General features: G+C 68.6%; 14 protein-coding genes. 8 read left to right on the top strand and 6 right to left on the bottom strand.

All coding sequences use genetic code 11. The annotated features are described in order from the left end of the window. Positions 1–1,008, bottom strand: a 1,008-nt coding sequence (locus ACXJLU_RS30275) for a type IV pilus assembly protein FimV (protein ID WP_457337430.1), incomplete at its 3' end; no start/stop codon positions are given. A 172-nt stretch (positions 1,009–1,180) separates the two neighbouring features. Here ACXJLU_RS30275 and ACXJLU_RS30270 point away from each other — a divergent pair. From ACXJLU_RS30270 to ACXJLU_RS30260, 3 genes are all read left to right on the top strand, one after another. Next, positions 1,181–1,960, top strand: a complete 780-nt coding sequence (locus ACXJLU_RS30270; RefSeq protein WP_457337428.1) for an oxepin-CoA hydrolase, alternative type — start codon at positions 1,181–1,183, stop codon at positions 1,958–1,960. Between the two features lie 12 nt (positions 1,961–1,972). Then, positions 1,973–2,677, top strand: coding sequence for a histidine phosphatase family protein (locus ACXJLU_RS30265; protein WP_457337426.1), 705 nt, complete (start codon positions 1,973–1,975; stop codon positions 2,675–2,677). Positions 2,678–3,073: 396 nt separating this feature from the next. Then, complete coding sequence (locus tag ACXJLU_RS30260) at positions 3,074–3,574, top strand: helix-turn-helix domain-containing protein (protein WP_457337424.1); 501 nt, start codon at positions 3,074–3,076, stop codon at positions 3,572–3,574. A 16-nt stretch (positions 3,575–3,590) separates the two neighbouring features. Here ACXJLU_RS30260 and ACXJLU_RS30255 read toward each other — a convergent pair whose 3' ends face one another. After that, positions 3,591–4,367 (bottom strand): class II aldolase/adducin family protein, encoded by a 777-nt coding sequence (locus tag ACXJLU_RS30255; RefSeq protein ID WP_457337422.1) that lies wholly within the window; start codon positions 4,365–4,367, stop codon positions 3,591–3,593. A 92-nt stretch (positions 4,368–4,459) separates the two neighbouring features. Between ACXJLU_RS30255 and ACXJLU_RS30250 the strand changes: the two genes are divergently transcribed. The 3 genes from ACXJLU_RS30250 to ACXJLU_RS30240 are packed head-to-tail and all read left to right on the top strand — an operon-like array spanning position 4,460 to position 7,489. Next, entirely contained in the window at positions 4,460–5,164 is a 705-nt protein-coding gene (locus ACXJLU_RS30250) for a Crp/Fnr family transcriptional regulator (protein WP_073468100.1), read from the top strand. 9 nt (positions 5,165–5,173) lie between these two features. After that, on the top strand, positions 5,174–6,253 hold the full coding sequence (locus ACXJLU_RS30245; RefSeq protein WP_457337419.1) for a phosphotransferase family protein: 1,080 nt from the start codon (positions 5,174–5,176) through the stop codon (positions 6,251–6,253). Positions 6,254–6,274: 21 nt separating this feature from the next. Then, positions 6,275–7,489 (top strand): acyl-CoA dehydrogenase family protein, encoded by a 1,215-nt coding sequence (locus ACXJLU_RS30240; RefSeq protein ID WP_457337417.1) that lies wholly within the window; start codon positions 6,275–6,277, stop codon positions 7,487–7,489. 4 nt (positions 7,490–7,493) lie between these two features. Here ACXJLU_RS30240 and ACXJLU_RS30235 read toward each other — a convergent pair whose 3' ends face one another. Next, positions 7,494–8,252, bottom strand: coding sequence for a hypothetical protein (locus ACXJLU_RS30235; RefSeq protein ID WP_457337415.1), 759 nt, complete (start codon positions 8,250–8,252; stop codon positions 7,494–7,496). Between the two features lie 76 nt (positions 8,253–8,328). Here ACXJLU_RS30235 and ACXJLU_RS30230 point away from each other — a divergent pair, with 76 nt between their 5' ends. Together ACXJLU_RS30230 and ACXJLU_RS30225 are read left to right on the top strand one after the other, a co-directional pair. Then, positions 8,329–9,021 carry a glutathione binding-like protein gene (locus ACXJLU_RS30230; protein WP_457337414.1) on the top strand — a complete coding sequence of 231 codons (693 nt, stop codon included), beginning with the start codon at positions 8,329–8,331 and terminating at the stop codon, positions 9,019–9,021. A 206-nt stretch (positions 9,022–9,227) separates the two neighbouring features. Further along, a complete protein-coding gene (locus ACXJLU_RS30225) occupies positions 9,228–9,395 on the top strand; it encodes a hypothetical protein (RefSeq protein ID WP_457337412.1) in 168 nt (55 codons plus the stop codon). 36 nt (positions 9,396–9,431) lie between these two features. Here the strand turns inward: ACXJLU_RS30225 and ACXJLU_RS30220 are convergent, their stop codons facing one another. The 3 genes from ACXJLU_RS30220 to ACXJLU_RS30210 form a co-directional block, all read right to left on the bottom strand. Continuing rightward, a complete protein-coding gene (locus ACXJLU_RS30220) occupies positions 9,432–10,499 on the bottom strand; it encodes an ABC transporter substrate-binding protein (RefSeq protein WP_457337410.1) in 1,068 nt (355 codons plus the stop codon). A gap of 11 nt (positions 10,500–10,510) precedes the next feature. Beyond that, on the bottom strand, positions 10,511–11,704 hold the full coding sequence (locus tag ACXJLU_RS30215; RefSeq protein ID WP_457337408.1) for an NAD(P)/FAD-dependent oxidoreductase: 1,194 nt from the start codon (positions 11,702–11,704) through the stop codon (positions 10,511–10,513). After that, positions 11,701–13,021: FAD/NAD(P)-dependent oxidoreductase (locus ACXJLU_RS30210; RefSeq protein ID WP_457337406.1), on the bottom strand; the 1,321-nt coding region annotated here is incomplete at its 5' end. The genes ACXJLU_RS30215 and ACXJLU_RS30210, both read right to left, overlap by 4 nt.

Below are 13,021 nucleotides of genomic sequence, written 5' to 3'. Positions count from 1 at the left end.
GCTCCCCGAGGCCGGCGTGGGCGTCGGGGCCGGCGGCTCGACCCACCAGGCGGCGGCCTGGCGCTCGCGCCAGCGCTGCCACACCAGGAAGCCGAGCCCGGCGGCGAGCAGCGCGCACAGCAGGCCCAGCGCATAGACCAGCGGGTTGGCGTAGCGCACCGCCTGGGCCTGCTGCACCTTGGCCTGCAGCTCGGCGAGCGACTGCTGGCGCGCCTGGCCTTCGACACGCAGCTGGTTCATCGCGGCTTCGAGCGCCTTCAGGCGGTCCTGCGCCTCCAGGCGCTGCACCAGTTCAGGATCGATGAAGCGGTACGGGGCCGAGCCGGCCGCCTGCGCGGCCTGGGCCAGCGGCGTGAGCTGGCTGCTCATGCGCAGCGACGGCGAGATCAGCGCATCGGTCTCGACCGGATCGAGCTGCAGCGTCGGGCCCCTCGGGCGCGCGGGTTCGGCGGCTGGCTTCTGCGCGCGTGGCGATTTGGCGGACGCGCCGGCCTTCGCGGTCGGTCGCGCCGCCGCGGCGCCCGCTGCCTGGCTGGCCGCGGTGCGCGGGCGCTGTGCCGACGGGCCGGGTGCGACGCGCGGCAGCGTGGAACGCGGCGCCGGCTCGGCCTGCGGCGCGGCCGACGGGTCGGGTTGGTCGGAGGGGTCGGGCGAGGCATTGGCCGGTGCCACGGCGGAGGCCGACGGCGGATCGGCGAACACCACGTAATTGCGCGACAGCCGTGTCGGACAGCCGACATTCAGCGCGATGCCGACCACCGGCTCTTCGATCGGCACGGTGGTGGTGATGCGCAGCCGGCGTTCGGTGCTGCCGGGCCGGCCTTCGATGCGGACCTGCACCGACAGCGACGACAGCGGGTGATCGCCGATCGACACATCGGCCTTGACGCACGAGACTTCGATGCGCTCGTCGGGCTCCAGCCGCAGCATCACCGCGAAGTTCAGCGGGTGGCCGAGGGTGGTGGCACCGAGCGTGTTGCCGAACCCCATCGCGGTTGCTCGGCCCATGGGCAGGAGGCCCAAAGCGAGACTGACCGCGAGCAAGTTCGGGAATCTCTGCATTCGGATGAGCAGTTGATTGATTTTTTGACTCTAGCATGATCCTTCCTGCGGCGATCTCCGCAATAACGGGCATGATCGCGCGCCATGCGCTTGGCGCTGTCTGACGAATGGTGTGGCCATGCCCTCTGAATTGCGTGCCGAACGACGCGACGGCACCCTGGTGCTGACGATCAGCGACCCCGCTTCCCGCAACACGCTGTCCGAGCAGGTCTTCACCGCCGGCATCGAATCGCTGGGCGTGGCCGAATCCGACCCCGACGTGCATTGCGTCGTGCTGCGCGGCGATGGCGAGCACTTCTGCGCCGGCGGCAACCTGCAGCGGCTGCGCACCAGCCGCGAGGCCCCGCGCGAGGTGCAGGCCGGGATGTTGGAGCGCTTCCACGAGTTCGTCGAGGTGCTGCGCGTGTTCCCGAAGCCGGTGATCGCAGCGGTCGAAGGGGCCGCGGCCGGCGGCGGCTTCTCGCTGGCGCTGGCCTGCGACCTGATCGTCGCGGCCGCGGATGCGCGCTTCGTGATGTCGTATGGCCGCATCGGGCTGTCGCCCGACGGTGGGTCGACCTGGCAATTGATGCAGCGCCTGCCGCGCGCGGTGGTGCTGCAGATGCTGTGGCTGTCCGAGCCGATGGGGGCGGTGCAATTGCAAGCGCTCGGCCTTGTCAATTGGGTGACAGACAGTGGCCAGGCGCTGACCCAAGCTCTGGCGGTGGCCGAGCGGCTGTCGCACCTGGCGCCGAACGCGGTGTCCAGCGTGAAGGAGCTGGTCAATGCATGGCCCGAGCGCAGCCTCTCGCAGCAGATGGCATCGGAGCGGGATCACTTCCTTGAGAACTTCTTTCATCGCAACGGCGGCGAAGGCCTGCAGGCCTTCCTGGACAAGCGCGAGCCGCGCTTCGAGTAGCGTGGGCGCGGCATGAGCCGTTCAATTCCGAAGCGCAGGCGCATCTATCTGATGCGTCATGGGTCGGTGGACTATTTCCGTGAGGATGGCAGCGCAGTCCCGCCGGACACAGTTCCTTTGAACGCCCTCGGCCGAGACCAGGCCGATGCGGCGGGCCGGTTGTTCGCGCAATGCGGGGTGCAATTCGACAGCGTGCTGGTCAGCGGATTGCCGCGCACCGTCGAGACGGCCACACGCGTGCTGGCCGCGGGCGCGCAACCCGAGCTGCACCTGTTGCACGAGCCCGCACTCGAAGAGATCCGCCCCGGCCGGCTGGCCGACATCCCGAAGCACGAGATCGAGGCCGCGTTCCTCGGCGCATTCCGCGTCGGCCCGAACGTGCAGTCGCAGCGCTTCCTCGGTGGCGAATCGGTGGGCGAGTTGCTCGACCGCGTGCTGCCGGCCTTCGACGCATTGCTCGCACGCAGCGACTGGCAGTGCCTGCTGATGGTGATGCACGGCGGCGTGAACCGCGCGCTGCTGTCGCGCGTGCTGGCCGGCGAACGGGCCTTCTTCGGCCGGCTCGAACAGGCGCCGGCCTGCATCAACGTGATCGACGTCGGCGCCAACGACCAGATCGTGCGCGCGGTGAACCTGGCGCCGACGCAATGGCTGCACGAACGCGAGACGATGACGACGATGGAGAAGCTGCTGGCGCAATTCCTCCGACAGGCTTGACGACCTCGGCGACCCCTGTTTTTTTGAACAGCACCTTGGCATCAAGTGGCTTGCCCACTAGACTTGCCGCTGGTCATCGGATCTCACGGATCTCCGCGCAGTTCACTCCCATGCTCCGACCTTTCCCATAATTTTTATGGTTAAATCGAGCATCCCAGATGAAGCGTCCGAACGGTGCGCCCTCAAGTTGGTCGCTGGTGCAGACAGCCAGATGGATCCGGTTTCTCGTTCGGCAGGGTGATGTCGGGTTCGACAGAGCCGGGCATGCGGAACAGCGGGGCGAGGAGCGCGGCGTCTCCAACGAAGAGATGCTGGCAGCGATTCTCGGCGGCAGAGCTGCTGGACCCAACGGAAGTGACCACCTTGAGACATCCATTCAACGCTGACCCCTTGCCGATGGTGTGGCTGTTGAACGGTTTTGTTCTGACCGTCGACGGTAACCGCGAGTTGGTCAAGTACGAACGCCTGGGAGGACTGATCGCCGCCTTGCATGCATGCCTCTTGTTGAAGCCGGCCCTGTTGAGCGCCCCTGAGATCACCTACCTGAGGCGAGCACTCGACATGTCTCAAGCGGATATGGCGCAAGTGCTCGGAACCACCGATCAGACGCTGTCGCTGTGGGAGCGTGGAAGCCACCCCATGGCAAGAGCGAGCGACACGCTGCTGCGCAAGCTGTGTGTTGAAAGCAAGGCATTTGCTGCGAAGATGCCGGCCCTGCAGACAAGGGTTCAGCCACTCTCGCGATTGGCGCAGGGCGTCGGACAGTTCATGTATGAAGGCAGGCTGGTGGCAGACCAATGGTCCTTCGAAGCCCGCCCATTGCATCAGGCAACTCATTCCGCGAAGACATCGTTGGCATTGCCGGCCGCGTCTGCTCGCGGAGCACGCAGCGCGTGACAGGGCTGATGCCGATCTAGCGCCGATACCCGTCGTCGATCCGATCCAGCCGCCGCAGCAACCCGGGCCACGTCAACGCGCCCGCCCCCATCCCACGCGTCGCTCCCCTCGCCTGCTCCCCGGCCGTCTGGATGATCCGCGGGTCGACGTGCGTCAGCGGCACGCCGCCCGCCATCGCGCGGACCTGGATCGTGCACACCGTCTCGAAGAAATACATCGCCAGCACCGCATCGGCCACGGTCGCGCCGACCGTCAGCAAGCCGTGGTTGCGCAGCATCAGGTAGGTGGCTCGGCCGAGGTCTTTCACCAGCCGCGGCTTCTCCTCGTCGCGCAGTGCCACGCCCTCGTAGTCGTGGTACGCCAGGCTGGCCAGGATGAAGATCGACTGCTGCGACAAGGGCAGCACCCCACCCGCCTGCGCCGACACCGCGATGCCATTCAGCGTGTGCGTGTGCAGCACGCATTGCGCGTCGTGGCGCGCCGAATGGATCGCGCTGTGGATCGTGAAGCCCGCAGGATTCACCGGGAACGGCGAGTCGTCGAGCTTGTTGCCCTGCAGGTCGATCTTCACCAGGCTCGACGCGGTGATCTCGTCGAACATCAGCCCGTACGGGTTGATCAGGAAGCGGTCTTCCTCGCCCGGCACGCGCGCCGTGATGTGGGTAAACACCAAGTCGTCCCACTTGAAATGCGCCACCAGCCGGTACGCCGCGGCGAGGTCCACGCGGGTCTGCCATTCGGCATCGCTGACGCGGCCTTCTTTGCTCGGGATGTCCAGCACTCGATCGCCCATGCTGCTCTCCTTGTGAAAGGGAATCCGCGCACTCTTGCAGCAATGCCCTTCATGGACAATGAGGTCGCACCCTGTCACGTCAGAGACAAAACATGAATACCCCCGTTCTTACAATCGATGAGCAGGCCAACATCGAATCGGGTTCGTGGTTCTCCAAACTCTCGCAGCCACTGCGCAATGCCATCCTCTCGCGAGCCGTCGTGCGCCGCGTGCACGACGGCGCCTTGCTGTCGTCGCGCGGCGAAGCGGCCGACGAATGGTGCGGCGTCGCGAAGGGTGCGGTGCGGGTCAGCTCGGTCTCGCTGTCCGGCAAGCAGATCACGCTGACCTACGTGGAGCCCGGGCTGTGGTTCGGCGACATCTCGCTGTTCGACGGCCTGCCGCGCACGCACGACGCGAACGCGCATGGCGCGACCACGCTGCTGGTGGTGCGCAAGGCCGATTTCCGCGAGCTGCTCGCGCAACACACCGAGCTCTACGAGGCGCTGCTGAAGCTGAACTGCCGCCGGCTGCGCCTGATGTTCGACGTGGTCGAAGACCTGAACACGATGCCGCTCGGCGCGCGGCTGGCCAAGCAGATCCTGCTGTTGTCGCGCAGCTACGGCATCGAGGAAGGCCAGGAGATCCGCATCGGCCTGCAGCTCGCGCAGGAAGACCTGGCGCAGTTGCTCGGCGCGTCGCGGCAGCGCGTCAACCAGGAGCTGAAGGGCTTCGAGCGCGACGGCGCGGTGCGCATCGAGCCGACGCGGCTGGTGGTGCTGTCGAAGGACAAGCTGCTGGCGATCTCTGAACGCTGACTGGACCGCATGGACGCCTACACCGGAACCAAACCCGTCGCCGACTCGCACGCCTTCGACGCCGCCGCGCTGCAGGCGTGGCTGCAGGCCGCGCTGCCGGGCTTCGCCGGGCCGCTGCAGGTCGAGCAGTTCAAGGGCGGCCAGTCGAACCCGACCTACAAGCTCGTCACGCCATCGCGCTCGTACGTGATGCGCACGAAGCCCGGCCCGGCCGCGAAGCTGCTGCCGTCGGCGCATGCGATCGAGCGCGAGTTCCGCGTGATGCGCGCGCTGCACGGCAGCGCCGTGCCGGTGCCCGAGATGCTGCTGCTGTGCGAGGACGAATCGGTGATCGGCCGCGCGTTCTACATCATGGAGTTCGTGCAGGGCCGCGTGCTGTGGGAGCAGTCGCTGCCCGGCTTCGAGACGGCCGAGCGCGGCCGGATCTACGACGAGATGAACCGCGTGATGGCGGCGCTGCACCAGGTCGACGTGACCGCCGCGGGCCTGGCCGACTACGGCAAGCCGGGCAACTACTTCGAGCGCCAGATCGCACGCTGGAGCAAGCAGTACCAGGCCTCGATCACGCAGCCGATCGACGCGATGGAACAGCTCGCGCAATGGCTGCCGGCCCACATGCCGGCCAGCGCGCGCGACGAATCGCAGGTGTCGGTGGTGCATGGCGACTTCCGGCTCGACAACCTGGTCTTCCACCCGAGCGAGCCGCGTGTGCTGGCGGTGCTCGACTGGGAGCTGTCGACGCTCGGCCACCCGCTGGCCGATTTCAGCTACCACTGCATGTCGTGGCACATCCCGCCCGGCGCGTTCCGCGGCATCGGCGGGCTCGACCTGCCGTCGCTCGGCATCCCGACCGAAGCCGACTACGTGCGCCGCTACTGCGAGCGCACCGGCCGCGCCGACCCGCAGGCGGTGATGGCCGACTGGAATTTCTACATGGCCTACAACCTGTTCCGCATGGCCGGCATCCTGCAAGGCATCGCGAAGCGGGTCGAAGATGGCACCGCGTCGAGCGCGCAGGCGCGCCAGGCCGGCGCCGGCGCGCGGCCGCTCGCCGAGATGGGCTGGCGCATTGCGCAGCACGGCACCTGAACACCTCCCGGAGACTCCCGCATGGACTTCAGCTACTCCCCACGCACCCAGGAACTGCAGGCCCGGGTGGCCGGCTTCATGGACGCGCACATCTTCCCGGCCGAGGCCGCCTTCAACGAAGAGATCGAGGCCAACACCCGCGCCGGCAAGCGCTGGACGCCGCTGCAGCTGATCGAGGGGCTGAAGACCAAGGCGCGCGCGCAAGGCCTGTGGAACCTGTTCCTGCCCGAGAGCGAACTCGGCGCCGGCCTCACCAACCAGGAGTACGCGCCGCTGGCCGAGCTGATGGGCCGCGTGCCCTGGGCCAGCGAGGTGTTCAACTGCTCGGCGCCGGACACCGGCAACATGGAGACCATCGTCCGCTACGGCACGGCCGAGCACAAGAAGCGCTGGCTCGAGCCGCTGCTCGACGGCAAGATCCGCAGCGCGTTCGCGATGACCGAGCCCGACGTGGCGTCGTCGGACGCGACCAACATCGAGTCGAGCATCCGCCGCGACGGCGACGACTACGTGATCAATGGCCGCAAGTGGTGGATCTCGGGCGCCGGCGACCCGCGCTGCGCGGTCTACATCTTCATGGGCAAGACCGATCCCGAGGCGCCGCGGCATTCACAGCAGTCGATGATCCTGGTGCCGGCCGACGCGCCGGGGGTGAAGGTGGTGCGCCCGCTGCCGGTGTTCGGGTACGACGACGCGCCGCACGGGCATTGCGAGATGACGTTCACGAACGTGCGCGTGCCGGCGAGCAACATGCTGCTCGGCGAAGGCCGCGGCTTCGAGATCGCACAGGGGCGGCTCGGGCCGGGGCGCATCCACCACTGCATGCGGCTGATCGGGCTGGCCGAGCGGGCGCTGGAGCTGATGTGCAGGCGGGCCTCGTCGCGCGTGGCCTTCGGCCGCAAGGTGGCCGAACAGGGGGTGACCCGCGAGCGCATCGCCGAGGCGCGCTGCAAGATCGAGCAGGCCCGGCTGCTGACGCTGAAGGCCGCATGGATGATGGACGTGGCCGGCAACAAGACCGCCAAGGGCGAGATCGCGATGATCAAGGTGGTGGCGCCGTCGATGGCCTGCCAGGTGATCGACTGGGCGATGCAGGTGCACGGCGGCGCGGGCATGTGCGATGACTTTCCGCTGGCGTATTTCTACACGGCGGCGCGCACGCTGCGGTTTGCGGATGGGCCGGATGAGGTGCACCGGAATGCCATCGCGAAGATGGAGCTCGGCAGATACGCTTGACGCCTCAGTGCCTCGACTGATCCTTCGGATCGTCGGGGCCCAGTTGGGTTTGCCACGCCGTCGACGACGTGCTCGGCCACCCACTCGCCGCGCCCTCGCTCGCGCCCATTCCGCCGGCGACCCGCACCGCCTGCAGCACGGCCACCTCGAACAGCCCAACCGCCTGGCGGATCGACGCGAGGTCGGGGTTCGCGAGCTGCAGCCGCAGGTAGACCCGGCCTCGCAACAGCATCAGCACGAACGGCGGCTCCTGCGCCAGCAGACTGCCGGAGGCCTCTTCGAGCTGGCGCGCGAGCGCACCTTCGACCCACGACGCCGCCACCTGCGGCGTGTTGCCGACCAGCCCGAAGCGCATGCGCACCGCCTTCGACGCCGCGAACGTGACCTTGGCGAACATCGCGAGCCAGCGCATCTCTTCGGGCGTGGTGCCGTCGATCACCGTCTGCGTGCTTTCGGTGAAGCGCTCGAAGGTCTGGCGCTCGAGCGTCTCGCGCAAGGGCTGCGACAGCAGCAGCACCTGCAGGTTCGGCGGCAGGCCGAGCTCCATGCGCAGGCGCAGTTCATGGCCTTCGATGTAGAAGCGCTGCGGCGAACCCCATTCGAGCCGCCACGGCTTGCTGTCCATGCCGCCGTCGATGACGAAGCCTTCTTCTTCGCGCACGCGCTTGAAGGCCATCTTGTTGTCGCGAGCCCACTCCGACACCGCCCGCCAGTCCGGGCCGTCGGGCCTGCCTGAGATCAGTCGTTTGATGGCGTCGAGCATGAAGGCCGTGCTTGAACTAGAGTCGCAATCCACACAGCACACCCGTGCTGCAGAAAGACGACCTGAGGAAGACAAGATGATCGAAGTGTATTCGTGGGCCACGCCCAATGGCCACAAAGTTCACATCATGCTCGAAGAGTGCGGGCTGCCGTACCAGGTGACGGCGGTGGACATCGGAGCCGGCGATCAGTTCAAACCCGAATTCCTCGCGATCAGCCCGAACAACAAGATCCCCGCGATCGTCGACCCCGACGGGCCGGACGGCCAGCCGATCTCGCTCTTCGAGTCGGGCGCCATCCTGATGTACCTCGCGGGCAAGACCGGCAAGCTGCTGCCCACCGGCACCACCGAGCGCTACCAGGTGCTCGAATGGCTGATGTTCCAGATGGGCGGCGTCGGCCCGATGCTCGGCCAGGCCCACCACTTCCGCATCTACGCGCCCGAGAAGATCGAGTACGCGATCAACCGCTACACCAACGAAGCGAAACGCCTCTACGGCGTGATGGACAAGCGGCTCGCCAAGTCGAAGTACATCGCCGGCCCCGCGTACAGCATCGCCGACATCGCGATCTTCCCGTGGCTGCGCTCGTGGAAGAACCAGGGCATCACCTGGGACGACTTCCCGCACCTGAAGGGCTGGTTCGACGAGATCGCCGCCCGCCCGGCGGTGCAGCGCGGCGTCGCGGTGCTGGCCGAGCACCGCAAGCCGCTCAACGACGAGCGGGCTCGCAATGCGCTGTTCGGCAAGCAGCAGTACGAACGGCGCTGAAGGCGCTATCTGACGGCGAGGCTGCGCCGACAGACTGTGGACGATCTGCGTGGCAAAAGCAGGCTACATCCGGCGCAAGCCAGCGCGGCCTCGGGCGCACGATGCAGTCACCAGTTCCCGTTGCGCCGCGCGACACGCTGGCTTGATGCGTGTTCCACCTCGCAGGCGTCAACGGAACCCGCGGCACGCCTCCCGGAGTGCCCGCCATGATTTCCGTCTCGCTGCTCAGCCTGCCCCTCGACGCCTTGCAACGCCTGGTCAACACCGAGCGCAATGACCACGGCACCGGTGCGAAGCTGGAACGCCGCTTCGCGTTGGCCGTGGCACTGCTGGCGCTGGGTTGCGGCGCCGCCGTGGCCCTGATGTCCGGCTGAAGGCGCCGCTCCGCCCGGGGCTCACTTCTCGATCGTCTACTTCTCGATGGTCTTGTTCCAGCGCGCGTTCCAGGCCGGCCGGTTGGCGTTGATGCTCTCCCAGTCGAGCGTCACCGCGTTCTTCATCCACTGAGAGATCTGCGCGACCTGCGCCGCGCCCTCGCCGACCGCGGGCGCCTTCGGGTTGGTCGGGATCTGGCTGCCGTACTGCAGCACGTTGGCCTGCGCCAGCGGGCTCAGCAGGAACTCGGCGAGCTTCTGCGCCAGCTCCGGCTCGCTGTTGTTCGCGATCACGCACTGGCCGACCATCAGCACCACCGAGCCCTCCTTGGGCTGCGCGTACTCCACCGGGATGCCCTTGACCTTGAGGGCCGCCACGGCGGTCGGGGTCAGCGGGAACAGCGCCGCCTCGCCGGTCTGCACCATCTCGGAGAGCTTGGCCGAGCTCGGGATGTACTCGAGCACGTTCGGGCCGATCTTCTCCGGCCAGGCCTTGAAGCCGGGCTCGACGTTCTTGTCGTTGCCGCCCTGGATGCGGTTGAACATCAGGAAGCCGTGCAGCCCGAACGACGAGGACGAGGCCGACTGGAACACCACCTTGCCCTTGAACTTCGGGTCGGCGAAATCCATCCACGAGGTCGGCGCGGCCCAGCCCTTCTCGGTGAACATCTTCTTGTTGTAGGCGATGCCGGTCATGCCGAGGCTGACGCCGCTGGCCATGTCGCCCTTGAAGCGTGCGGCCGGGTACAGGTCGTTCAGCGCCGGGCTCGGCCGCTGCTTCTCGCACAGGCCCATGCCGATCGCGCGCACCATGATGCCGTCGTCGAGGAACATCACGTGCATCTGCGGCTTGTCCTTGTTGGCCTGCGCCTTCGCGAGGATGTCCGACGAGGTGCCCGGCACCACGACCACCTTGGCGCCGTACAGCTTCTCGAAGGCCGGGAACACGTACTGGGTGTACGCCTTCTCCATCGTGCCGCCGTTCATGCCGATGTAGATCGTCTTGGCCTGCGCTTGCGCGGCGCCGGCGGACAGCAGCGCGGCCGCGGCGGCTGCGGCGCCCAGCAGGTGACGGCGGGCGCGGGACGGGAAGGTGCTGGACATGGGCATTCCTTTCAACGGTGAGACAACTCGGGAATCGAGGCGGGAGCGGATGCAGTCGGTGCTGTCGGTGATGTCTGCGGTACAGCGAACCGCTCGATGCCGAACGCCGCGATCGGCGTGCTGCTGCGGCCGTCGCGGGCCAGCTCGGCCAGCACCTCGCCGACGGCCGGCCCGATCTGGAAGCCGGCGCCGGCAAAGCCGAAGCCGTGGATCAGCCCCGGCATCGTGCGGCTGCAGCCGAGCACCGGCTCGCGGTCGGGCAGGTAGCCTTCGGTGCCGCTCCAGGTGCGGATCAGCTGCGCATCGCGCAGCGCGGGAATCAACTCGATGGCCTGGCCGGCCAGCTTGGTGATCGCGTCGCGGTCCGAGCGCGCGCGGTCGGCGTCGAGCGCCAGGCCCGAGCCACCGCCCAGCACCAGGTTGCCGCGCGCCACCTGCCGGCAGTAGATGCCGCCGCCCTCGACACCCAGGCTCCAGTCCATGAAATGCGGCACCGGTTCGGTGACGGCCATCGCCGGGTGGCCGGCCTGCATCGGCACCGGCTCGCCGAATTGCGCGGCCAGTTGCCCGGCCCAGGCGCCGGCGCAGTTCAGCAGCAGCGGCGCTTGCACTTCCAGCGTGTTGCCCGCGCTGTTCCGTGACCTCAGCGTGAACCCATTGCGGTCGCCGATCACCTCGTCGACCGGCGTGCGCTCGAGCATCACCGCGCCCGCTCGCTCGGCGGCGCGTGCGAACGCGGGCGACACCAGCCGAGGATTGGCTTGCCCATCCTCGGGGCACAGCGATCCTCCCACCGCCTTCGCGCCCAGCCACGGGCACAGCGCGCGCAGGCGCTCGCCGGTGATCAGCTCCAGGTCGAGGTCGAAGCCCTGGGTGGTCGCGCGGTAGCGCTCCAGCGAGGCCATGTCGGCCGCGCTGCGTGCGATCTTGAAATGGCCGCTGCGCTCGTACTCGCCGTCCGTGCCGATCAACTCCGGCAGCCGGCCCCAGATCTCGTGCGCGCGCATCGCGAGCGGCAGCTGCGACAGCGGCCGCCCCTGCCGCCGCACGCCGCCGTAGTTGACGCCGCTGGAGTGCGAGCCGCACAGGTCGCGCTCCAGCAGCACGACCTTCAGCCCCATGCGGCGCAGCGCGAGCGCGGCCGAGCTGCCGACGATGCCGCCGCCGACGATCGCCACATCGGTGACGAAGCGCTTCGCTGTCATGCCGCGGCCTCCGACTCATGCAACGTGGACGGCGCCGACAGCGCGGAGAACGGAACCGGCTTGATCGGCGCCTGCCCGCGCAGCCGGCCGACCTCGCCGACCGGCCGGCCGCAGGCCTGCGCCAGAAGCTCTGTCGCCGCGACGCCGCACATGCGGCCCTGGCAGCGCCCCATGCCGACCCGCGACAAGGCCTTCAGCCGGTTGATGTCGTCGGCACCGGTCTCGCGCACGGTGGCGCGCAACTGGCCGGCGGTGATGTTCTCGCAGCGGCAGACGACGAGTTCGTCGTCGGCACGGGCGGCCCAGTCGGTGGGGAACGGGAACGCCCGTTCGAGGCCGCGGCGAAACGGCCGGATGCCGGCGAGGCGCTGCTCCAGTTCGCGCGCGCGATCCGCATCGAACGCCACACCGCGGTCTTCGAGCAGCGCCAGCGCCGCACGCTCGCCGGCCCACTCCGCCGCATCGGCACCGAGGATGCCGGCGCCATCGCCGGCCAGGTAGAGACCGGGCACGCTGCTGCGCCCCGCCGCATCGCGCTGCGGCAGGTGCGCACGCTGCAGCTCGTCGAATTCGAAATGGCAGCCGAGCAGGTCGGCCAGTTGCGTCTCGGACCGCAGCGCGTGGCCCATGCCGACCGCATCGCAGTCGATCGTGCGGATCTGGCCGCCCTGCTCGAACTGCACGCCCTCGACCCGCTCGCCACCAACGATGCGCAGCGGCCGCGCACCGCGCACGATAGTCACGCGATGCGCGCGCAACCATGCGACGTACCACGCGCCCTTCATCAGCGTCGCCGGCTGCGTCAGCATCAGCGGCAGCGCCGCGATCTGGTCGGCCAGCCGTGCGCTGTCGAGCACCGCCGCGACGCGCGCGCCGGCCTTCGCATACTGGTACGCGACGAGGTACAGCAGCGGCCCGCTGCCCATCAGCACGACGCGCTCGCCGATCGCGCAGCCCTGGAACTTCAGCGCCACCTGCGCGCCACCGAGCGTGAAGGCGCCGGGCAGCGTCCAGCCCGGCACCGGCAGCACGCGGTCGGTGGCGCCGGTCGCGACGATCAGGCCCTGGTACGGCACGCGTTCGATGCGGCCGCTGCGCAGCACGTCGAGCGCGCCGCCTTGCGCGTTCCACACCAGGCTGTCGGGGCGGTGGTCGATGCGGTCGGCGAGGCCGTCGGCCGCGGCATGCAATGCGATGGCGCGTGCGGCTTCGCTGCCGTACAGCGCGGCGGCCGTGCGGCGGAAATGCGTCGGCGGCCGCCGGTAGATCTGCCCGCCGGCCCGCGGCGCCTCGTCGATCAGCACCGGCCGCAGGCCG

The sequence above is a fragment of the Rhizobacter sp. P5_C2 genome, from assembly GCF_054049715.1.
The sequence above is the reverse complement of the archived record's forward strand: the minus strand, read 5'-3'. Positions and strand labels throughout refer to the sequence as shown.

Bases quoted from the DNA above. Each gene is read 5' to 3' on its own strand.
- ACXJLU_RS30270 (WP_457337428.1), top strand. From the start codon at position 1,181: ATGCCCTCTGAATTGCGTGCCGAACGACGCGACGGCACCCTGGTGCTG.
- ACXJLU_RS30265 (WP_457337426.1), top strand. From the start codon at position 1,973: ATGAGCCGTTCAATTCCGAAGCGCAGGCGCATCTATCTGATGCGTCAT.
- ACXJLU_RS30260 (WP_457337424.1), top strand. From the start codon at position 3,074: ATGGTGTGGCTGTTGAACGGTTTTGTTCTGACCGTCGACGGTAACCGC.
- ACXJLU_RS30255 (WP_457337422.1), bottom strand. From the start codon at position 4,367: ATGGGCGATCGAGTGCTGGACATCCCGAGCAAAGAAGGCCGCGTCAGC.
- ACXJLU_RS30250 (WP_073468100.1), top strand. From the start codon at position 4,460: ATGAATACCCCCGTTCTTACAATCGATGAGCAGGCCAACATCGAATCG.
- ACXJLU_RS30245 (WP_457337419.1), top strand. From the start codon at position 5,174: ATGGACGCCTACACCGGAACCAAACCCGTCGCCGACTCGCACGCCTTC.
- ACXJLU_RS30240 (WP_457337417.1), top strand. From the start codon at position 6,275: ATGGACTTCAGCTACTCCCCACGCACCCAGGAACTGCAGGCCCGGGTG.
- ACXJLU_RS30235 (WP_457337415.1), bottom strand. From the start codon at position 8,252: ATGCTCGACGCCATCAAACGACTGATCTCAGGCAGGCCCGACGGCCCG.
- ACXJLU_RS30230 (WP_457337414.1), top strand. From the start codon at position 8,329: ATGATCGAAGTGTATTCGTGGGCCACGCCCAATGGCCACAAAGTTCAC.
- ACXJLU_RS30225 (WP_457337412.1), top strand. From the start codon at position 9,228: ATGATTTCCGTCTCGCTGCTCAGCCTGCCCCTCGACGCCTTGCAACGC.
- ACXJLU_RS30220 (WP_457337410.1), bottom strand. From the start codon at position 10,499: ATGTCCAGCACCTTCCCGTCCCGCGCCCGCCGTCACCTGCTGGGCGCC.
- ACXJLU_RS30215 (WP_457337408.1), bottom strand. From the start codon at position 11,704: ATGACAGCGAAGCGCTTCGTCACCGATGTGGCGATCGTCGGCGGCGGC.